At 65.1% G+C, this 19,391-nt stretch carries 29 protein-coding genes; 7 read left to right on the forward strand and 22 right to left on the reverse strand.

What is annotated here, in order from left to right; genetic code table 11:
- Window positions 1-27 precede the first annotated feature (27 nt).
- From odhB to Q0R16_RS15075, 4 genes are all read left to right on the forward strand, one after another.
- A complete protein-coding gene (odhB, locus tag Q0R16_RS15060) occupies window positions 28-1,293 on the forward strand; it encodes a 2-oxoglutarate dehydrogenase complex dihydrolipoyllysine-residue succinyltransferase (protein ID WP_295637814.1) in 1,266 nt (421 codons plus the stop codon).
- Window positions 1,294-1,398: 105 nt separating this feature from the next.
- On the forward strand, window positions 1,399-2,814 hold the full coding sequence (gene lpdA, locus Q0R16_RS15065; RefSeq protein WP_295637817.1) for a dihydrolipoyl dehydrogenase: 1,416 nt from the start codon (window positions 1,399-1,401) through the stop codon (window positions 2,812-2,814).
- A gap of 88 nt (window positions 2,815-2,902) precedes the next feature.
- Window positions 2,903-3,646 (forward strand): hypothetical protein, encoded by a 744-nt coding sequence (locus Q0R16_RS15070; protein WP_295637820.1) that lies wholly within the window; start codon window positions 2,903-2,905, stop codon window positions 3,644-3,646.
- Entirely contained in the window at window positions 3,643-4,296 is a 654-nt protein-coding gene (locus tag Q0R16_RS15075; protein WP_295637823.1) for a trimeric intracellular cation channel family protein, read from the forward strand. Before Q0R16_RS15070 ends, Q0R16_RS15075 begins: the two co-directional genes overlap by 4 nt.
- Window position 4,297: 1 nt before the next feature.
- Here Q0R16_RS15075 and Q0R16_RS15080 read toward each other — a convergent pair whose 3' ends face one another.
- Window positions 4,298-4,678, reverse strand: coding sequence for a VOC family protein (locus Q0R16_RS15080; RefSeq protein WP_295637826.1), 381 nt, complete (start codon window positions 4,676-4,678; stop codon window positions 4,298-4,300).
- A 65-nt stretch (window positions 4,679-4,743) separates the two neighbouring features.
- On the opposite strand from Q0R16_RS15080, the gene Q0R16_RS15085 reads away from it, so the two are divergent.
- Window positions 4,744-5,553 (forward strand): sterol desaturase family protein, encoded by an 810-nt coding sequence (locus Q0R16_RS15085; RefSeq protein WP_295637829.1) that lies wholly within the window; start codon window positions 4,744-4,746, stop codon window positions 5,551-5,553.
- On the opposite strand, the gene Q0R16_RS15090 is transcribed toward Q0R16_RS15085, so the two are convergent.
- The 8 genes from Q0R16_RS15090 to leuC are packed head-to-tail and all read right to left on the reverse strand — an operon-like array spanning window position 5,517 to window position 12,103.
- A complete protein-coding gene (locus tag Q0R16_RS15090; protein ID WP_295637832.1) occupies window positions 5,517-6,515 on the reverse strand; it encodes an NADPH:quinone oxidoreductase family protein in 999 nt (332 codons plus the stop codon). The genes Q0R16_RS15085 and Q0R16_RS15090 overlap by 37 nt on opposite strands.
- Window positions 6,516-6,556: 41 nt before the next feature.
- A complete protein-coding gene (locus tag Q0R16_RS15095) occupies window positions 6,557-7,558 on the reverse strand; it encodes an NADP-dependent oxidoreductase (protein ID WP_295637835.1) in 1,002 nt (333 codons plus the stop codon).
- Between the two features lie 36 nt (window positions 7,559-7,594).
- The gene (gene leuD / locus Q0R16_RS15100) at window positions 7,595-8,188 is read right to left on the reverse strand and encodes a 3-isopropylmalate dehydratase small subunit (protein WP_295637838.1); all 594 of its coding nucleotides are present in this window, start codon (window positions 8,186-8,188) and stop codon (window positions 7,595-7,597) included.
- Window positions 8,189-8,243: 55 nt separating this feature from the next.
- Complete coding sequence (locus Q0R16_RS15105) at window positions 8,244-8,417, reverse strand: hypothetical protein (RefSeq protein ID WP_295637841.1); 174 nt, start codon at window positions 8,415-8,417, stop codon at window positions 8,244-8,246.
- The gene (locus tag Q0R16_RS15110) at window positions 8,414-9,538 is read right to left on the reverse strand and encodes a zinc ribbon domain-containing protein (RefSeq protein ID WP_295637844.1); all 1,125 of its coding nucleotides are present in this window, start codon (window positions 9,536-9,538) and stop codon (window positions 8,414-8,416) included. The genes Q0R16_RS15105 and Q0R16_RS15110 overlap by 4 nt, the downstream gene beginning before the upstream one ends.
- 33 nt (window positions 9,539-9,571) lie before the next feature.
- Window positions 9,572-10,147: a DNA-deoxyinosine glycosylase gene (locus Q0R16_RS15115; protein ID WP_295637847.1), complete on the reverse strand. Its 576-nt coding sequence runs from the start codon at window positions 10,145-10,147 to the stop codon at window positions 9,572-9,574.
- On the reverse strand, window positions 10,119-10,661 hold the full coding sequence (locus Q0R16_RS15120; protein WP_295637850.1) for a hypothetical protein: 543 nt from the start codon (window positions 10,659-10,661) through the stop codon (window positions 10,119-10,121). Before Q0R16_RS15120 ends, Q0R16_RS15115 begins: the two co-directional genes overlap by 29 nt.
- The gene (leuC, locus tag Q0R16_RS15125) at window positions 10,661-12,103 is read right to left on the reverse strand and encodes a 3-isopropylmalate dehydratase large subunit (protein WP_295637852.1); all 1,443 of its coding nucleotides are present in this window, start codon (window positions 12,101-12,103) and stop codon (window positions 10,661-10,663) included. Before leuC ends, Q0R16_RS15120 begins: the two co-directional genes overlap by 1 nt.
- An 88-nt stretch (window positions 12,104-12,191) precedes the next feature.
- Here leuC and Q0R16_RS15130 point away from each other — a divergent pair, with 88 nt between their 5' ends.
- Window positions 12,192-13,586 carry an APC family permease gene (locus Q0R16_RS15130; protein ID WP_295637855.1) on the forward strand — a complete coding sequence of 465 codons (1,395 nt, stop codon included), beginning with the start codon at window positions 12,192-12,194 and terminating at the stop codon, window positions 13,584-13,586.
- An 87-nt stretch (window positions 13,587-13,673) separates the two neighbouring features.
- Here Q0R16_RS15130 and Q0R16_RS15135 read toward each other — a convergent pair whose 3' ends face one another.
- The 13 genes from Q0R16_RS15135 to Q0R16_RS15195 all read right to left on the reverse strand — a co-directional run bounded on the left by Q0R16_RS15135 (window position 13,674) and on the right by Q0R16_RS15195 (window position 18,703).
- Entirely contained in the window at window positions 13,674-14,129 is a 456-nt protein-coding gene (locus Q0R16_RS15135) for a hypothetical protein (RefSeq protein ID WP_295637858.1), read from the reverse strand.
- 167 nt (window positions 14,130-14,296) lie between these two features.
- Window positions 14,297-14,719, reverse strand: a complete 423-nt coding sequence (locus Q0R16_RS15140) for a SufE family protein (RefSeq protein WP_295637861.1) — start codon at window positions 14,717-14,719, stop codon at window positions 14,297-14,299.
- Between the two features lie 47 nt (window positions 14,720-14,766).
- The gene (locus Q0R16_RS15145; RefSeq protein WP_295637863.1) at window positions 14,767-14,943 is read right to left on the reverse strand and encodes a hypothetical protein; all 177 of its coding nucleotides are present in this window, start codon (window positions 14,941-14,943) and stop codon (window positions 14,767-14,769) included.
- Entirely contained in the window at window positions 14,940-15,212 is a 273-nt protein-coding gene (locus Q0R16_RS15150) for a hypothetical protein (protein ID WP_295637865.1), read from the reverse strand. The genes Q0R16_RS15145 and Q0R16_RS15150 overlap by 4 nt, the downstream gene beginning before the upstream one ends.
- Window positions 15,213-15,258: 46 nt before the next feature.
- A complete protein-coding gene (locus tag Q0R16_RS15155; RefSeq protein WP_295637868.1) occupies window positions 15,259-15,594 on the reverse strand; it encodes a hypothetical protein in 336 nt (111 codons plus the stop codon).
- A 64-nt stretch (window positions 15,595-15,658) separates the two neighbouring features.
- A complete protein-coding gene (locus Q0R16_RS15160) occupies window positions 15,659-15,928 on the reverse strand; it encodes a hypothetical protein (protein ID WP_295637870.1) in 270 nt (89 codons plus the stop codon).
- A 47-nt stretch (window positions 15,929-15,975) separates the two neighbouring features.
- Window positions 15,976-16,245, reverse strand: a complete 270-nt coding sequence (locus tag Q0R16_RS15165; RefSeq protein WP_295637873.1) for a hypothetical protein — start codon at window positions 16,243-16,245, stop codon at window positions 15,976-15,978.
- A complete protein-coding gene (locus Q0R16_RS15170; RefSeq protein ID WP_295637899.1) occupies window positions 16,242-16,580 on the reverse strand; it encodes a hypothetical protein in 339 nt (112 codons plus the stop codon). The genes Q0R16_RS15165 and Q0R16_RS15170 overlap by 4 nt, the downstream gene beginning before the upstream one ends.
- 32 nt (window positions 16,581-16,612) lie before the next feature.
- On the reverse strand, window positions 16,613-16,915 hold the full coding sequence (locus tag Q0R16_RS15175; RefSeq protein WP_295637876.1) for a hypothetical protein: 303 nt from the start codon (window positions 16,913-16,915) through the stop codon (window positions 16,613-16,615).
- 25 nt (window positions 16,916-16,940) lie between these two features.
- Window positions 16,941-17,315 (reverse strand): envelope stress response membrane protein PspC, encoded by a 375-nt coding sequence (pspC, locus tag Q0R16_RS15180; RefSeq protein ID WP_295637879.1) that lies wholly within the window; start codon window positions 17,313-17,315, stop codon window positions 16,941-16,943.
- Window positions 17,312-17,617: an envelope stress response membrane protein PspB gene (gene pspB / locus Q0R16_RS15185; protein WP_295637882.1), complete on the reverse strand. Its 306-nt coding sequence runs from the start codon at window positions 17,615-17,617 to the stop codon at window positions 17,312-17,314. Before pspB ends, pspC begins: the two co-directional genes overlap by 4 nt.
- Window positions 17,618-17,621: 4 nt before the next feature.
- A complete protein-coding gene (pspA, locus tag Q0R16_RS15190; protein WP_295637885.1) occupies window positions 17,622-18,527 on the reverse strand; it encodes a phage shock protein PspA in 906 nt (301 codons plus the stop codon).
- Complete coding sequence (locus tag Q0R16_RS15195; protein ID WP_295637888.1) at window positions 18,524-18,703, reverse strand: hypothetical protein; 180 nt, start codon at window positions 18,701-18,703, stop codon at window positions 18,524-18,526. The genes pspA and Q0R16_RS15195 overlap by 4 nt, the downstream gene beginning before the upstream one ends.
- A 220-nt stretch (window positions 18,704-18,923) precedes the next feature.
- Here Q0R16_RS15195 and Q0R16_RS15200 point away from each other — a divergent pair.
- Window positions 18,924-19,391 (forward strand): sigma 54-interacting transcriptional regulator (locus tag Q0R16_RS15200; protein ID WP_295637892.1); only part of this gene is annotated, 468 nt, incomplete at its 3' end.

A 19,391-nucleotide genomic window follows, 5' to 3' on the forward strand; every position in this document is an offset into this window, starting at 1 on the left:
TCCTCGGAAAAACGGGAAGTTTGCAACATGTCGAGTGAAGTCAAAGTCCCCACGCTGGGCGAATCGGTGTCCGAAGCCAGCTTGGGCCAATGGCTCAAGCAGCCTGGCGAAGCGGTGGCGGTGGACGAACCGATCGCCAGCCTTGAAACCGACAAGGTGGCGGTGGAAGTGCCCTCGCCCGTCGCCGGGATCATGGGCCAGCAGATGGTCAAGGAAGGCGATACGGTCCTTGTGGGCGCATTGCTGGCGGTGATCGAAACAACGGGTGCCGCGCCGGTGAGCGCGCCTGCGCCCGCCCCGGTTGCTGCGGTCGTTCCGGCTTCGGCGCCCGCGCCGGCCGCTGCACCTGCGCCCGAACCCGCTCCTGCTGCTGCTCCATCGGGTGACGCCGCCACCGCGCTGTCGCCTGCCGTGCGCCGTGCCGTACTCGAACATGCGATCGACCCCGCAACGGTTCGCGGCACCGGCCGCGATGGGCGGATTACCAAGGAAGACGTGCTGGCAGCCGCTGCTCAGGCAAAGCAGGCCACGCCTGCCCCGGCGGCCACCGCGCCGTCCGCCCCTGCGGCAGCGGCACCCGCCGCTACCGGTGACCGCCGCGAAGAACGCGTGCGGATGACCAGGTTGCGCCAGACGATCGCCAAGCGGCTGAAATCGGCGCAGGAAACCGCCGCGCTGCTCACCACGTTCAACGATGTCGACATGTCCGCGGTCATCGCCGCGCGCGACAAGTACAAGGACGCGTTCGAGAAGAAGCACGGCGTGAAGCTCGGCTTCATGAGCTTTTTCGCCAAGGCCGCGTGCCTGGCGATCAAGGATTTCCCGTCGGTCAACGGCCAGATCGACGGTGAGGACATCGTCTATTTCGATTACGTCGATCTGTCGGTCGCGGTTTCGGCGCCCAACGGGCTGGTCGTGCCGGTGGTGCGCAATGTCGACACGCTGTCGTTCGCGGGCATCGAGAAAGCCATCGGCGATCTCGGCAAGCGCGCGCGTGAAGGCAGCCTGACGATGGCCGACATGAAGGGCGGCACCTTCACCATTTCCAACGGCGGGATCTTCGGTGGGCTGATGTCCACGCCGATCATCAACCCGCCGCAGTCGGCGGTGCTGGGGCTGCACCGGATCGAGGACCGCCCGGTGGTGCGAGGCGGCGAGATCGTCATCCGCCCGATGATGTACCTGGCGCTCAGCTACGATCACCGCCTGATCGACGGCCGCGAGGCGGTGACGGCGCTCAAGACCATCAAGGAAGCGATCGAGGACCCGACGCGGTTGCTGATCGACCTCTAATCCCGTTTGCCCTGAGCTTGTCGAAGGGCCGCATTTACTTCCACGAAGAGAAGGACGACCCTTCGACAGGCTCAGGGCAGTCGGAAAAGGGGTCTGGAGCATACCATGGCTGAATACGACTACGACGTCCTCGTCATCGGTGCCGGTCCCGGCGGTTACGTCGCGGCGATCCGCGCGGCGCAATTGGGGCTGAAGGTTGCCTGCGTGGAAAACCGCGAGACCCTGGGTGGCACGTGCCTCAACGTCGGGTGCATTCCGAGCAAGGCGCTGCTCCACGGTTCGGAACTGTTCGACGAGGCTGCCAATGGCACGCTGGCCAAGTTCGGCGTGAAGCTCGGCTCGGTCGAGCTGGATCTGCCGCAGATGCAGGCCGAAAAGGCGCTCGCAGTCAAGGAATTGACCGGCGGGATCGCGTTCCTGTTCAAGAAGAACAAGGTGACCTGGCTCAAGGGCAAGGCGAAATTCACCGCGCTCCATACCGTTGAAATCGCGGGTGAAACCGTCACAGCGCGCGATATCGTGATCGCCACAGGGTCGAGCGTGACCCCGCTCCCCGGCGTCATGGTCGACAACGCGGCGGGCCGGATTGTCGATTCGACCGGTGCTCTGGCGTTGGACGAAGTGCCGAGCCATCTTGTGGTCATCGGTGGCGGGGTGATCGGGCTCGAACTCGGTTCGGTATGGCGCCGGCTGGGCGCGAAGGTCACCGTGGTCGAATTCCTCGACCAGTTGCTCCCCGGCATGGACGGCGAAGTGCGCAAGGAAAGCGCCAAGCTGTTCAAGAAGCAAGGTATGGAACTGCGGCTGTCGACCAAGGTAACCGGCGCGCAGTTGAAGTTGAATGGGGCCAAGGCAGACGGCGTGCAACTGGCGCTGGAACCATCGGCGGGCGGTGCGGTGGAAACGCTCGATGCCAGCCACGTGCTCGTCTCGATCGGGCGGCGGCCGAACACCGATGGCCTCGGGCTCGACGCCATCGGTATCACGCCGAACAAGCGCGGCCAGATAGAGACAGCATCCGATTTCCACACCGCCGTCGAAGGCGTATGGGCAATCGGCGACGTAATCCCCGGCCCGATGCTCGCGCACAAGGCCGAGGACGAAGGGCTCGCGGTGGCGGAAAACATCGCGGGTGAAACCGGCATCGTGAACCATGATGTGATCCCCAGCGTCGTCTACACCATGCCCGAAATCGCCGGCGTGGGCCTCACCGAAGAACAAGCGAAAGAGCGGGGCGAGATCAAGGTCGGCAAGTTCCCGATGATGGCCAACAGCCGCGCGAAAACCAATCGTGAAGGCGACGGCTTCGTCAAGGTGATCGCCGATGCCAAGACCGATCGCGTGCTCGGCGTGTGGATCATCGCCAGCCTGGCCGGCACGATGATCGCCGAAGCCGCGCTAGCGATGGAATTCGGCGCGACCAGCGAGGACATCGCGCTGACCTGCCACGCGCACCCCACGCACGCCGAAGCGCTCAAGGAAGCGGCGATGGCGGTGCGGGGCAAGCCGATCCACATTTGAACCGTTCAAGCTAGCAATGCCGTTCACGGCCCGACCGCAGCGCGCGCATGCCTTGCTCATCCTGCCGGTTGGTGCAGGGCTTGTGGCGATGGCCGTGAGTCATGGACCGCGCGGCTACCTGATCGGCAATGCGGTCGCGCTGCTGCTGGCTTTGGGGCTTGCGCTGGTGCCGCTTCGGCTCGAAACCGCAGCCCGGCGGTGGCCATGGATCGCGGGCCTGCTGCTGGTCCTTGCGGTCACCGCGGTTGCCGGGCCGCCGCTCGACGGTGTCCGGCGCTGGATCGCGATCGGCCCGCTTCGGCTCCACGCCGGCATGCTGCTGGGTCCGTCGCTGGCAGTCCTTCTGGCGACTGCGTCGCCTGGCTTGCGGATCGCAGGCACGCTTGCAGCCATCGCGATCGCCTGCGTTGCGCCGGATCTGGCGATGGCACTGGCCTGGGCTGGAGCCCTGCTGCCAGGCCTGCTCGGGCTGCGGCCGAGGCTGGCGGTCGCTTCGATCGCCCTCGCCGCGCTGATGGTTGCCGCCACCGCGATGCGCCCCGATCCGCTGCAACCCGTGCCGCACGTCGAAGCCGTCGTCGCCGGGGCTTGGCGCACGAGCCACATCGGCGGCTTCGTCCTTGCGCTCGCCGGAATGGCCCCGCTGCTGCTGGCATGCATGCGCGATGCGCCGGCAAGGGCGCTGGCTGGTTTCTGGGCGGGCCTCTCGCTGGCTGGACTGATCGGCCACTGGCCCTCGCCGCTCATCGGCTATGGCGCTGCGCCGATCCTGGGTTATGGCTTGTCGCTGGCGGTTTGGCGCGCCACGCAATCGGCCCGTGCAAGCACATGAGTGGTCCGCTGGCACCGATCCCGCTGGTGGTGGCATTGCCGCAAATCGTCGGCCTGCTCGATCTGGCGGGCGTGGCGGTGTTTGCGCTGAGCGGCGCGCTGCTGGCGGCGCGGATGCGGCAGACGATCGTTACGATGACCTTTTTCGCGCTGATCACCGGGGTCGGCGGAGGATCGGTGCGTGATCTGTTGATTGGCGCGCCGGTGTTCTGGGTGCGCGATCCGTGGGTGGCGCCGGTGTGCCTGGGCGTGGCGACGGTAGCGTGGTTCACCCCGCACCGCTGGTGGCAGAATGCGGTCCTCGAGTGGGCCGATGCGGTGGGCCTGGGTGCTTATGCCGTGCTCGGCACCGCCAAGGCGCTGGCTTATGGCGTTACCCCGGTGCCGGCGATGCTGATGGGGGTGATCACCGGCTGCGTCGGCGGGATCATCCGCGATGTGCTGGCCGGGCGCCCGTCGATCCTGATGCGGCCGGCGCTATACGTAACCGCCGCCGCACTTTCCGCCGGGCTGTGCGCGGGCGGCAAGGCGCTGGGGCTCGATAACGGCGTGGTTTGGCCAGTCGCAGCGCTGGCCGGGTTCGGCTTGCGCGGCGCGGCGATCCGCTGGGACCTGGCGCTGCCGGCCTATTCGGCGGACGCGGACGGGTAAATCACGCAGGCATTTCCCACAATTCGATCGGATTGCCTTCGGGATCGTGGATCCGCGCGAAGCGGCCCATCCCGGGCTGGTCCCATTCGGCGCGCGTTTCGACCTCGATCCCGGCGCCGCGCAAGCCTTCGATCAGCGCGCCGATCTGCGTCACGCGCAAGTTGAGCATGAACGCCTTGTCGGCCGCGAAGTAATCGGTATCGGTCTTGAACGGCGCGAATACCACCGGCCCGCCGAGCGTGGCCCACGACCATTCATCCACCTCGCCCGCACCCTCAGCCGCGCAGCCGCCGCCCACGCCGAGGTGCTGCTTGTACCATGCGGCAAGCGCGTCCGGGTCGGCCGAGCGGAAGAAAAAGCCACCAATCGCTTGTACCGGCATTGCAGCCTCCGTCTTGCTTTGGCGCCTTGTGCCACGCTTGCGGCCGCCCAGCCAAGCAGTTCGCGATGGAATTCGTTAACCAGGCCGCGCTAGATCCTTATGTCATGATCTGGCTGCTTTTGCTTTGCCCCACCTTGGTCACGCTGGCCGTGCTGGTACTGCTCGAACTCCGCCGGTCGGAAGCGGGCGACTGGCTGATCAACTTGCAGGCGTGGGCGATCCAGACCGGGGTCGCGCTGGCGCTGTTGCCGCTGATCCCGGCATGGCAGGCGCATGGGCTGATCGATGCGGGCAAGATACCGTTTTGGGCAGGGTTGCTGCTGTTCGTGCTGGTGCGCGACCTGGCCGAATACGTCTACCACCGGTTGCAGCACCGCATTCCCGCGCTGTGGGCGATGCATTCGCTCCACCATTCGGACCCGGCGATGAGCGCGCTGACCACAAACCGGCACTTCTGGGGTGACCAGGTGGTCAAGCAAGTGACGGTGTGGTCGCTGGCGGCGATGCTGGTGACGCCGACGCCCGCGATGATCGGTGTTTATTCGCTGATTTCGCTATGGAACTATTACGTCCACAGCGCGCTGCCGGGCGATTTCGGGCGGCTTTCGTGGCTGCTCAACAGCCCCGATTACCACCGCCGCCACCATTCATCGCTGCCCGTACATTTCGACAGCAACTTCGCCGCGCTGTTTCCGATCTTCGATGTGATCGCAGGTTCCTATCACCGGCCTGCGGGGCGACCGCAGACCGGGTTCGACGTGCGGCCGCGCGGGGTTGTGGACCTGGTGCTGTGGCCACTGCGACAGCACCGGATTCCGGAACCTCAAACCCCCGGGAATCAGTCCATCGTCACGACGACTTTGCCCACCGCCTGACGGTTTTCCAGCATCGCGATCGCCTTGCCGCCTTCGGCCAGCGGGAAGCGCGCCGAAACGCGCGGGGCGATCTTGCCGGCCTTGAGCAATTCGAACAGCTCGGCAATGTGTGCGGCGTTCTTCTTCGGTTCGCGCACGGTGAACGCGCCCCAGAACACACCACAAACGTCGCAGCTTTTGAGCAAGGTCAGGTTGAGAGGCAGCCTGGCGATGCCGGCCGGGAAGCCGACCACCAGGAATTTGCCCTCCCACGCGATCGCACGGACCGCCGGTTCGGAATAATCGCCGCCGACGATGTCGTATACGATGTTCGCCCCATTGGGCCCGCAAGCGGTCTTGAACTGTTCGGCCAACGCTTTCGATTGCGCCTTGTCGAACGGCGGGCGGCCGTAGATCACCACGTCGTCAGCGCCGCATTCGCGCGCAACCGCGGCCTTTTCCTCGCTCGACACCGCCGCGATCACCCGCGCGCCATAAGCCTTGCCCAGTTCGATCGCTGAAATGCCGACACCGCCCGCCGCGCCGAGGATCAGCAGCACATCGCCAGCCTTGATATGGCCGCGATCCTTGAGCCCGTGGATCGTGGTGCCGTAAGTCATCAGCAGCGACGCGCCGGTTTCGAAGCTGACGCCTTCGGGCAACGGGAACAGTCGGTGCGCTTCGGCCACGACCTTTTCGGCCAGCCCGCCGTGCCCGGTCGAGGCGATCACGCGATCACCGATATTCCAGCCCGTAACGCCCTCGCCCAAGGCCTCGATCACGCCCGCCAGTTCGCCACCCGGCGCATACGGCCGCTCGGGCTTGAACTGGTACATGTCGCGGATCATCAGCGTATCGGGGAAGTTGATCGAGCAGGCGTGGACCTTGACCAGCACCTGGCCCTTGCCGGGCACCGGATCGGCAATATCGTCGAGGATCAACGCATCGGGTCCGCCGATAGCGTGGCTGCGCAGGGTCTTCATGCCGTATTCTCTCCCAATTCGTCGATCATAGCGCGGTGCGGTCAGTTGACCTTGAGCACCAGTTTGCCAAAGTTCTTGCCCGTAAACAGCATGTTGAACACTTCAGGGAAGCGTTCGATGCCCACTTGCACGTCTTCGCGGAAGTGCAATTTGCCATCGTGCATCCAGCCGGCCATCTCGGCCACCGCCTCACCCGCGCGATGCGCGTAAGTGGTGACGACGAAGCCTTCCATCCGCGCGCTTTGCACCAGCAGATTAAGGTAATTGCGCGGGCCTGGCGGCACGTCGGTGCTGTTGTAGATCGAGATCGCACCGCAGATCACCACGCGGGCCTTCATCTTCAGGTGGTTGAGCGCGGCTTCGAGGATTTCGCCGCCGACGTTGTCGAAATAGACATCGAGGCCTTGCGGGATCAGTTCGCCGAGCCGCTGATCGACGTTTTCCGTCTTGTAGTCGATGCAGGCATCGAAGCCGAGTTCATCGACGCAATAGCGGCACTTTTCCGCCCCGCCGGCAATGCCGATGACCGTGCCGCCCCTGATCCTGGCGATCTGGCCGACCACCGCGCCGACCGCGCCCGACGCGCCCGATACCACCACCGTTTCGCCCGGCTGCATCGCGCCGACTTCAAGCAGGCCGAAATAGGCGGTCATCCCCGGCATCCCAAGCCCGCCGATCAGCCGTTCGAGCGGCGCGACATCGGGATCGACCTTGGTGAACAGCATCGCCGGCCCGGTAAAATGTTGCGCCACCCCGCCCCAGCCTGTCACGGTATCGCCCACCGCGAATTGCGGCGCGTTCGATGCGGTAACCTGGCCGACAATGCCGGCGCGCATGATCTCGCCAATGCCGATCGGCGGAATGTACGATTTGCGATCGACCATCCACCCGCGCATCGCCGGATCGAGCGACACAAACGCAACCTTGACGGTGATTTCACCATCGCCCGGCGCGCGCACCGGTTCGGGTGCAATCGCGAAACAATCGGGTGTTACCATCCCGCTCGGTCGTTTGACGAGGCGGACTGTCGTGGTCTCGGTCATGCTCGATCCTCTCCGGCGGGGGTCGGTTGCCCCCGATCAGGTCGTACCGTGGGTCAGGAACGGACGGTCTGCAAGCACCTTTGCCTCATAGGCCGCGATCGCATCGCCGCGCGCCATCGTCAGCCCCACTTCGTCGAGCCCCTGGGTCAGGCAGTGCTTGCGGAACGGGTCGATTTCAAAGCTGAAACGGTCCTGGAACGGCGTCGTCACGGTTTGCGTTTCGAGGTCGATGTGAACCGGATCGGTCTGCGCCACCACCATCAGCCGGTCGATCGCTTCTTGCGGCAGGGCCACCGCCAGGATGCCGTTCTTGAAGGCATTGCCCGCAAAAATGTCCGAAAAGCTTGGCGCGATAACCGCGCGCACGCCCATGTCGAGCAAGGCCCAGGCGGCGTGTTCGCGGCTCGATCCGCAGCCGAAGTTGTCACCCGCGATCAGGATCGGCGAGCGTTTGAACTCGGCCGAATCGAACAGGTTGTCGGGATCCTTGCGGATCGCTTCGAACGCGCCGCGGCCAAGCCCTTCGCGGGTGATGGTCTTGAGCCAGTGCGCGGGGATGATCACGTCGGTGTCGACGTTCTTGCGCCCGAACGGGATCGCGCGGCCTTCGATGGTGTTTACCGGTTCCATGCGCGCGCTATAGCCGTGCGGCCGCGCGGTTCAAGGGCACACGACCCCAACACGCTCAGTCGGTTTCGGGCGCATCCTCGGGCCGGGTCGGCTTGGCGGTGGCCCCGGTCTTGCGGCGCGATGCGTACATCAGCGCCGCGGCAAGCGCGGCCGAACCGACCGCGGCGCCCGCCATGGCGGCCATTCCGGTCCAGCTCGACTTGTCGGATTTTTCGGGTTTGTCGGTCATGCGGGTTTTATGTCCACGCTGGCCGTGGGCTTCAAGACCGCGGTTGCGATTTCCGGTGGAATAGTGGCTTCTCCCGGTCCGGCCGATGGCGTTCCACACGTCATGCAGAAGCGGAAGAACGCCATCTTGCGCGTGTTGCAAGTGCCGCAGTGGTTGAACAGCGTCATGCCGCAGTGGACGCAGAAGTTCGATTCGGCTTCTCCGGTCGTGGCGATCGGTCGATCGCAGCCGGGGCACTGGCGCGCGGCCATCTTGCGGAAGGCCTCGTCGTGGTTGACCTTGGCGCGGCGTTCGGTTTCGGCCTGCTGTTCGGCGGCCTGGCGGTTGGCGAGGTAGGTGCGCATGTTGCGGATCAGGAACATCCCCGCGCCGAAGGTCAGCACGATGCCCACCACATAACGGATATAGCCGCCGTAGCTGGGCAGATAGGGCACCAGCTCCACGAAAAACACGAACAGCGCCGAGATCACGAAACCGCGCGCGAGCGGCCAGTAGTCGCTCTTGCGCTTCTTCAGCACCAGCCACACCGCCACCAGCAGCATCGGCAGGGTCAGCGCCAGCCGCAGGCCGAACACGCGCAGTTCGGCCGCGAACCGCGCGCGTTCAGCGGCGGGTTCGGCATCGGTGATGATCTTGGTCGATTGCGCTTCGAGCGCGGCCTCGCGCTGGCCGAGCGGCAATTGCTGCGCTTCGAGCGTGTCGATCGTGGCCTGGATCGCGCGTTCATTGCCCTTGAGCTGTTCGAGCGCGCGGGTGCGCGAGATGACTTCGGGGTCCTGCTGCGGATTGGTGGTGGCGGTGCGCGCGGCGATCCACGTTTCGAAGGTGTCGTTGGCGCTTTTGGAGACACGCTGCGCCTGCGTGAGCTGGAGCCGGTCGATCGCCAGCTTGTCGTCGATCACGCCTTTCTGCTGGTCGATCGCGGCAATCTCGCGGCGGATGGCCTGCACCGCCGGCGGATCGCCCGCGACCGCTGGCCCGACGCGTTCCTCGACCACCGGCAGATCGCCGATCACCAGGTTGCCCAGCCCGATGATGAAGCCGGCAAAGACCAGGCTGACGATCCACAGCACGACGGCATAAGCGCGCTCGGGCACGCTGGCGCCCCTCATCCAGCTCATTTGCCTACTCCCTCGCCGCTACAAAGCGGCACGCTACCGGTCGGGCGGGGTTGCAGCAAGCGGCGTCTGGCGATCGAGACATTGCGCCAGTACCGACCAGCGTGCGGCTTTCTCGGCAATGGACATCGCGGCATGTGCAGGGCTGCTCGATGGCAAGTCGATGAGCGCAAGGTCCGGATGCCCGGCCAGTGCACGGCGGCCGATCTTCGCCGCGCTCGCGCCGTTGAAGGACACCGCGCGCAAATGGGGCAAACCGGCCACGCATCCGGCCAGCGGATTGGTCTCGACCGCGCGCATCGCGGTATCGAGACTGCCCGGCCGCTGTGCCGAGGCGACGACGTCCCACAACCCGATCCGCGCCTTTGCCAGCACCCCCAGCCGATCGTCGTAATCCAGCGCGGCAAGATCGCGGCTCAATATGCCGCCCAGCAAGCGCCAGAACATGTTGCGCGGGTGGGCGTAATACCGATCCGCCGCCAGCGACGCATCGCCGGGCAAGCTGCCGAGGATCAGCAGTCGGGCGTCAGGCGGGATGATCGGCGCGATGCCGGACTTGCGGTCCGATCCAACCGCGCCCGGCTCACTTCGCAATCGGCGTCTCGGGCTCACGGTCCGCATTCCACGCTGCCCACTTTTCCTCGGTGCCGGGGTGATCGGTCGCGCCTTCGCGCAGACCGTCGCGGGTCTGGTCGGCCATGCCGCGCGGCAAGCCGCCCGAAACGGTGAACAGCACTTCCAGCCCGCGCAGCCGGAACGGCATGGGCGGTGCGGCTTCGGGGTGTGGAGGGCGGAAGGCCTGGAGCACGGTCAACTGGTTGTCGGCGCCGCTGAACAAGTCGAACGCCAGCACGTCGACCGGCCCCGCCGGACCATCGATCGCGGTCTGGCGCGACAGCACGCATTCGCTGAACTGCGCGCCCGTCGAGCCCAGGAACACACGTGCCTTCTCGATCTGTTCGGCTGGCGTGGGCGCATCGAATGTGACCATCCGCCGCTCTCCGCGCGAATTTTCGCACAGCGCCTGCGGCACGTAATGCTGCCCCGGCGGCAGATCGGCGGTGATCCAGAAGGCGTGCGCCATCAGGAACCCGGCGAGTTGCAGCGCGGCCGGCGTCAGCGGCATTACACGGGCTCGCGCGTCAACTCGCGCACGTCGGTCAGCTTGCCGGTCACGGTCGCCGCCGCCGCCATTGCCGGCGAAACGAGGTGCGTGCGCGCGCCAGGACCCTGCCGGCCGACGAAGTTGCGGTTGCTGGTGGAGGCGCAGCGTTCACCCGGCGGCACTTTGTCGGGGTTCATGCCCAGGCACGCCGAACAGCCCGGTTCGCGCCATTCGACGCCCGCATCGGTGAACACCTTGTCGAGCCCCTCGGCCTCGGCCTGGCGCTTGACCAGGCCTGATCCGGGCACGACGATCGCCCACTTGACGTTGGGTGCCTTGTGCCGGCCGCGCAGCACGTCGGCGGCGGCGCGCAAGTCCTCGATGCGGCTGTTGGTGCACGATCCGATGAATACGTTCTGCACCTCGATCCCGTCCATCGCGGTACCGGGTTCGAGCCCCATGTAGGCCAGGCTGGCGCGCGCGGCGTCCTGCTTGGAAGGATCGGCGAAGCTGGAGGGATCGGGCACCACGCCGCCGATGGCGACGGTGTCCTCGGGGCTGGTGCCCCAGGTGACGGTGGGCTGGATCGTGCTGGCGTCGATCACCACCGACTTGTCGAACGTGGCGCCGGGATCGGTGGCGAGGCTTTTCCACCATGCCACGGCCGCGTCCCATTCGGCGCCCTTGGGCGAATAGGGTCGGCCCTTGAGGTAGGCGAAAGTCGTTTCGTCCGCAGCAATCAGGCCAGCGCGTGCGCCGCCTTCGATGCTCATGTTGCAGACCGTCAGCCGGCCCTCGATCGACATCTGCTCGAACACCTTGCCGCGGTATTCGATCACATGGCCGGTGCCTCCGGCGGTGCCGATCGTGCCGATCACGTGGAGGATCAGGTCCTTGGGCGTGACGCCGGGCTGGAGATCGCCCTCGACGCGCACTTCCATCGTTTTGGACGGCGTGAGCAGCAGCGTTTGCGTGGCCAGCACATGCTCGACTTCGCTGGTGCCGATCCCGAAGGCCAGCGCGCCAACGCCGCCGTGGCAGGCAGTGTGGCTGTCCCCGCACACGATCGTGGTGCCGGGCAGCGAAAAGCCCTGTTCTGGCCCGACAACGTGCACAATGCCCTGTTCGGCATCGCTGGCGTCGATGTAGCGAATGCCGAAATCGGGCGCGTTCTGTTCGAGCGCGGCCAGTTGCGCGGCGCTTTCATGGTCGGCGATCGGCAGGCGCTTGCCCGCCGCATCGAGCCGAGCCGTCGTCGGCAGGTTGTGATCGGGCACCGCCAGCGTCAGGTCGGGGCGGCGCACCTTGCGCCCGGCCACGCGCAAGGCTTCGAATGCCTGCGGGCTGGTGACTTCGTGGACGAGGTGGCGGTCGATGAAGACCAGGCACGTTGCGTCATCGCGCTTTTCAACGACGTGGGCGTCCCAGATCTTTTCGTAGAGTGTGCGGGGTGTTTGGGCCATGCCCAGCGCCTTAAGCCCGGCCACCAAGGCTTTGCAAGCCCGCGTGAACCTGTAACGTTCAGTGCCACATTCACCCCGAGGAGCCTGGATGACCGACACGAGCCAGCCGCAGCGCTTCACCCGCTCGCTCTCGGGCCTCGGCGTGATCATCCTGACGCTATCGGTACTGTCGCCCGGTGTTTCGATCTTTGTCAGCGGCGCCTCGATCATCCAGCAGGCCGGCACCGGCGCGGTGATGGCTTTCGTGCTGGGTTCGGCGGTGTGCTATTGCCAGACAGCGATGTCGGCCGAGCTTGGCGCAGCCTATCCCACCGCCGGGGCGGATTACGCCAGCGTCGGCCACGCGGTGGGCGATTGGGCGGGTGCGACGCTCTATATCGCCACGATGTTCAACATTCCGTTGTTTCTCAACACATCGGCGGTCGGCATCGCGACGTATCTGCACCCCTTCGGCATTCCGCTTTCGGACAATGCGATGACGCTGGCGGTGGTGGCCACGGCCACCGCGCTGTCGCTGCTCAACATCCGTTCGAACGAATACGTGACCGGGGTGTTCATGGTGATCGAGATTGCCGCGCTCCTGCTGGTGGCCGGTATCGGCGCGTGGCATTTTCATCCGCAGTCGGTCGCGCAAGTGCTCCACCCGCAGCGCGTGGTCGATGGCGCCTGGATCGCGGCGGGGGTCGGCGTAGTCGGGATCGCGGTCAACAATGCCTCGTGGGCGCTCGCCGGGTCGAGGCAGGCGCTGTTCTTCAGCGAGGACATGAAACACCCGCGCACGATCGGGCGGATCATCATGCTCAGCTTTGCAGTGACGGTGGTGCTGGAATGCGCGCCGGTAATCGGAGTGATCGCGGGCGCGAAGGACCTGCACGTTGTGCTGGCCAGCCCGTCGGTATTCGAGACTTTCCTGACGCAGTACCTGCCGCCGTTCATGCTGCAATTCGTGTCGCTGGCGATTGCGCTGGCGATCTTCAATGCGTGCCTGGCCGGCTTTGTCGGGATCGGGCGCCAGGTTTTCAGCATGGCACGCACCCGATTGTTCGCCGCGCCGATCAACGCCGCGCTGATGCGGTTGACCCCGCGCAGCGAAGCACCGTGGGTGGCAATCCTGGCGATCGGGGGGAGCACCGCCATCGCGACTTATATCCCGCTGTTCTTCAAGATCCTGCTGCTTTCGGGTGGATATACATTCCTCACCGCGTTTTACGTGTTCGGGGTGTTCAGGGGCCGCAAGACCGGCCGCACCGGCCACCACGATTACCGCACGCCCGCGTTTCCGCTGATCCCCGCATTGGGCGTGCTGGTCGTGGTCGGCGAGATCGTGGTGCTGTGGCTCGACGCAGATGCGGGGCGCAAATCGCTGTTCATCACCGCCGGGCTCTATGCCGCTGCGTATTCGTATTACCGGTTCGTGCTGGCGCGAAGGCCGGGCGGGTGGGCGCTGACCGGACCTGCCGATATCGACGCAGATACGCGCTGAAACGGGACGGGCGCGCCCTCTCCGTCTGGGTAGACGGAAAAGACGCGCCCGCGAACACTACTCGGCAGGAGGCTGTCCCATTCGGGTTCAACCGCGCCAGTTGTTCCAGTCACGGCGTTCCATCTGCAAGCGGCCACGGATCTGGTTCACGCGCTGTTCGAGGGCATAGACCTCGTTGCGGTTGAGGCCATCGCGCGCATAGCCGTAGTACAAGCGCTTCACGTCACGCGCCTGCATCTTCAGGCCGGCGGCTTCGCGCGGCGAAATCGTGCGACGGGCCTGCGAACGCGAGATCGCCATGTCGAGCTGTTCGATATCGGCGCGGATCATTTCGTTGCGCTGCGGCGTCATCTGCCAGCCGCGGTTGTTGTAGCCGCGATTGTCGCGCCCGCGATTGTCGTAACCGTTCTTGTTGGTGCGGCCATCGTTGTCGTGGCGTTCGACCGAGCGATCGTTGTGATTCCAGTCCTGCGCCATGGCTGGTGCGGACAAGCCGCCAAGCACCATGGGCGCGAGGGCGGCGAGAAGGGTTGTCTTGCGCATGTCGTTTACTCCTATCGGCCAGATGACCTGATGGAAGCAAAATGCACCAAGCACGATTTGGTTGCATCAAAACAATTGTAAGAATTCGTCGCACTTACATGAACAGGATTGAAAGTAATAACAATCCATTCATACTATACTTGAGGCTTACTGCCAGATGAACGAAATCAGGCGGCGAGCCGCGCGGCATGGCTTTGCACCAGCGCGATCATGTTCGGCAAGCCCTGGGTGCGGTTGGACGAAAGCTGGTTCTTCAGATCGAACGGCGCGAGCGCATCGGCTACGTCCATCCCCGCGACTTCGGCGGCGGGCTTGTCCTGCACCGCGGCCAGCACCAGCGCGACGATGCCCTTGGTGATCGCGGCGTTGCTGTCGGCAAGGAAGTGCAATTCATCGCTGCCATCAGCGCTTTTAGCGGCCTGTGTCGGATAGACCCACACGCTGGCCGAACAGCCGCGCACCAGCGTTGCATCGGTTTTCAGCGCATCGGGCATGGATTCAAGGCTGCGGCCGAGGTCGATCAGCAAACGGTAGCGATCGTCGGCGTCGAGGAACAGGTATTCGTCACGGATATCATCGAGCGAGGTCATATCCAGCCCTTAGCCGTCCGGCCGAGGCCGGGCAATCTCCCCTTCAATCAGGCGGCGATGCCGCCGGGCCGGGTGAGCGCGAAGAAGATCACGTAAAACCAGCCGAGCACGCCGTGTATCGCGGCCCAGATGATCGATTTGTGCAGGCTCCACGAAATCGCCACCGCAATCGCGCTGCCCAGGCCAATGCCGGCTTTCGCCGCGCCGCTGCTCGTGCCGCTCACAGGTCTACTCCACTTGCAATTGCTTCGAGCTTGCGGACGCGTTCGCGCAAATCCGCCATTTCGATCCGTGCGGCGCCGCTGCCGGGCCCCGATCCGTAATGCGTGCCGGGTTCGTGCGCGTGACCCTGGCGCGTATCGAGTTCGCGCGCCTTGAGATCGAGCCAGCCCTGCCACCCCTTGAGAGCAGCAAAGGCAACCACGACCAGTCCGGCCAGCGCGCTGGCGGCGAAGATCATCGCGGGTGCGTTGGGCAAGGATTGGGTGAACATCGAAGTCTCTCCGAAATTCGCGAATTGTGTCGAAGCCTCGCGCGCCTCAGCGGTCGCGCAGCGCTTCGATTTCCCTGGCGAGTTCGAGCGGTTTGCGATCCTCGGTAGCAATGCGTTCGAGCACTTTTACACGCTCGCGCAACGCCTCGAGTTCGCGGCGATCGGCCGACGGCAGGTCGGATTCAGCTTGCGGTGTCGCGTAGCGATCGCGCATGCGTTCGCCGGTGTCGCGCAGCCGCTCACCGATATCGTGCAGCCGTTCGCGCGGGCTGGATATGCCGAGCCGCATCCGTTCCATCTTGCGGCGGTGGCGCAACTGGATCGCCACGAAGGCAACCGCGATCCACAGCAGCGGGGTCAGGAAACCGAGATGGATGTGCATGGCGAAATCTCCGTTTCAGCTTTGGCCGGAGCGGCAGCGTGCCGGCGGCGGGTTGGTGAGGATGTCAGCGCAGCCGTTCGATCTGGTCGGACAGTTCGCGGGTCTTGCGGTCTTCGGTGGCGATGCGTTCGAGCACTTCGAGCCGCTTGCGCAACTCCTGGACTTCGCGTTCCAGCGCCGGGTCGGTTGCAGGCGGCAACGCCGGAAAGCCGGGCTGCGTGCCGTCGAAGCGATCTCGGCCCCGATCGTTTCCGTGCGCGCGGTGGCGGTCGCGAAAGACCCGGCTAAACGCAATGATCGCGACAATCAGGACAATGGTAACTTCGACAGGCATTTGTGTCGTCTTTCCTGGGTTTGCGTTCTCTGATTTCGTTGGGCCGCTCAGATCGCGGGCTCGCGCATGTCCTCGATGTGGCTGGCCAGCGTAGCCGACTTGTCGGTGGCAATGCGTTCGAGCACCCGCACGCGCTGTTCGAGCCGTTCTGCGTTGGCTGCCGATTGTGCGGCATTTTCGTTTGCCGCTTGCGCCTTGGCTTCGAGTGCGCGCTGCTTGAAAGCGAGCCGGCTGCGGTAGGCATCGGCGACGATGCTCGTTACCGCGATGATACCCACGATCACCGCCACCAGCGCCATGGTTTCCTGGATGGTCACTGCACCTTCTCCCGCATGGACTGGCTCGGCGTGCGGCGATCCTCGACAGCAGGCCTTTCGCGCATCGCCTCGATCTCACCGATCAGGCTGTAGCCGCGGTCGGTCACGATCCGTTCGACATTGCCTAGCCGATCCTTGACCGATCCGATCTCGGCGCGCAGCGCGGCGTTTTCCTGGCTGAGCAGCTTGATCCGCTCTTGTGCTTCGGTGCCCATTCCGGGCTTGAGCGACTGGCCCCACATGCCTTCGAGCGGATAGCCATGCTGGATGCGCAGACGCGTGGTATGGATCCATCCGAACACCCCGGCGCCGGCCACGACCAGCCCTCCGCCCATCAGCCAGGGCAATGCCGCAGCGAATTCCGCGCTCACTGGACCTTCTCCCGCCGGCCGGCTTCGAGGAGCCGGTTGTCGACCGAGCGGGCATCGCGCAACGCTTCGATCTGGCTTGCAACATCGTAGCCCTTGTCGGTGACGATACGTTCCAGCACGCGCACCCGGTCTTCGAGTTCCCTTGTCTGCTCCGCGATCTGAGCGGAAAGCTCGTTCGCCAGCCCTGGATTGCCCTGTGCTGCGATCCTGGCCATCTTCTGCTTGTGGCCGGTCCAGATGCCAAGCATCCCGCAACCGATGCCCATTATCGGAATGAGAACCCCGATTTCCCCGATCATGTGAAATTCCCCCGTTTGATTGGTGTCAGCGCAGGCGTTCGATTTCGGCGGACAGCCGCGGGTTGTTCGAGACGTAGAAGCTCTCCACGTCGGCCAGGCGGCGATCGATATCGCGGAACTTGGCGCGCACTTCGCGGGCGGTGCGGCCGGGTGACTGGCGCACGCCTTGCCAGAACTTCTGTTCCTCGCGGTTGCCGTAAAGATGGCCGGGCTTCTTGGGCGCCAGCAATCCCACCAGGATGTAGAGCGGGAAGCCGAACCCGGTGCTGAGCGTCAGGATCACCGCCGCCAGTCGCACCCACAGCACGTCCACTCCGGTGTAGTCGGCAATTCCGGCGCAGACGCCCATGAACTTGCCGTTGACCTTGTCGCGGTAAAAACGCGTCCGTTCGGTGTTCACTTCACCACCCTCCCCGTTTGAGCGTAAATGCGTTCGATCTCGTGCAGCGGCTGGTTGTCGGCGGCGCTGTCGGACAGCACCCGCGCTGGCTTGAAATCGGGATTGTCGTCGGCAACCAGCCGCTCGACCGTGTCCATCCTGTCGTCCAGCCGCTTGGCCAGCCGATGCAGCTCGTCGAGCAGTTGCTCGTCGCCCGTGGTGAGCGTGGCGGCGGTTTTCCAACGGGTAATGTAGTGCAGCACCACCCATGGCAGGCCGATGAAGATCGTGGGAACGATCAGGATTTCAGATGGAAACGACATCGGCTCAGCCCTCCTTCGGCGTCGGCACCTGGCCCAGCGCACGCTTCATTGCTTCCAATTCCTCGTCGACCTTGTCCTGCCCGGCGAGCGCGGAGATCTGGTCGGCGAGGCTCGGCGTCTGCGAACCATCGGCCAGGCTCAGCGCATCGGCGCGGCCTTCGGCATAATCGACCCGGCGTTCGAGCTGGTCAAAACGCGCCATCGCTTCGTCGACACGCTCGGTCGCGAGCAAGGTGCGTAGCTTGACGCGGTTTTCGGCGCTTTCGAGTCGCGCGGCGATCGCGGTCTGGCGGCTGCGGGCTTCGCGCAGGCGGTTCTGCAGCTTCTCGATGTCGAGTTCGTAAGCACGCAGCGAATCGTCGAGCACGCCGATTTCTGCACCCAACTGCTCGGCCATGTCGCCGGCCTTCTTCTTTTCGACCAGTGCGGCGCGCGCCAGGTCCTCGCGGCCTTTCGACAGTGCAAGCTGCGCCTTGTCGGCCCAATCGGCCTGCAAGTGATCGAGCCGCACGGTGTGGCGGTGCATTTCCTTCTGGTCGGCGATAGTGCGCGCGGCGCTGGCGCGGACTTCGACCAAGGTTTCCTCCATCTCGAGGATGATCATGCGGATCATCTTGTAAGGATCATCTGCCTTGTCGAGCAAATCGTTGAAGTTGGCCGCGATAATGTCGCGGGTCCGCGAAAAGATACCCATGAAATTGCCTCCGGTGGAAAACGTGCGGTGGGATTCGGTGCGGTCCTCGCGGCGCTGCTCGCGGCCAGAGTCCCGGCCGTTGTCGCGCCCGTTGTCGCGGGCTGCGCGCAGGGCGGCAACCTCGCTGTCGAAGCGCGAAGCGGCGCGGCGGCGCGCGTCGGAGGCCGGCTCATCACCGATCGGGTTCAGGTCGCCCATGTAACGGTCCCCGCTCACGCCAGCTCGCCGGTCACCGCCGAAGCCGTGGCGACGAGGTGAGGGCGTTCCAGACCGCCAATGCTCACGGCACTAAGGCTGCGGTCGAGCACCACGAGGTTCATCGCGGCCATTGCCATCACGCTGATCAGCGCTGCGCGGCCAACCGAGGAAGTGAGGAAGCGGGCGAGTGCCATCGAAAGTCTCCATCTGCCGCGGTGTCCGGGTCGGCCTTGCCAAGATCTCCTTGGTCGGCGGACTGGCCGGTGAACCGCTCGTTCACGTAACTGCAAGGTCCTTCGCAAAGGCCGTGCCAATCGCTGCACATGGCGGAAAAGCGCGGCTTCCTCGTGAAATGCGCGCGACCACCGTGGCGCAACTTGCCTAACCTTGGGAAATTACGCTAAGGTTGGGCTCATGGACCGTGATGTGCAATTTGTCGGACAATCGAGCGCTTTCCTCGACGCGGTCGAACGCGCCAGCCGCGCCGCGCCGATGCGCCGCCCGGTGCTGGTGATCGGCGAACGCGGCACTGGCAAGGAACTGATCGCCGAACGCCTCCACCGCCTGTCCCCGCGCTGGGGCGAACCGCTGGTCACGCTCAACTGCGCTGCGTTGCCCGAAACCTTGATCGAAGCCGAATTGTTCGGGCACGAGGCGGGCTCGTTCACCGGCGCCACCCGCTCGCGCGTCGGCCGTTTCGAGGAAGCCGACAAGGGCACACTGTTCCTGGATGAACTCGCCACGCTGTCGATGGGCGCGCAGGAACGGCTGTTGCGCGCGGTCGAATACGGCGAAGTCACCCGCATCGGCGCGTCCAAGCCGGTCCGCGTCGACGTGCGCATCGTCGCGGCCACCAACGAGGACTTGCCCGCGATGGCGGCG

The sequence above is a fragment of the Novosphingobium sp. genome (genome assembly GCF_025351285.1).
Taxonomy (GTDB): Bacteria; Pseudomonadota; Alphaproteobacteria; order Sphingomonadales; family Sphingomonadaceae; genus Novosphingobium.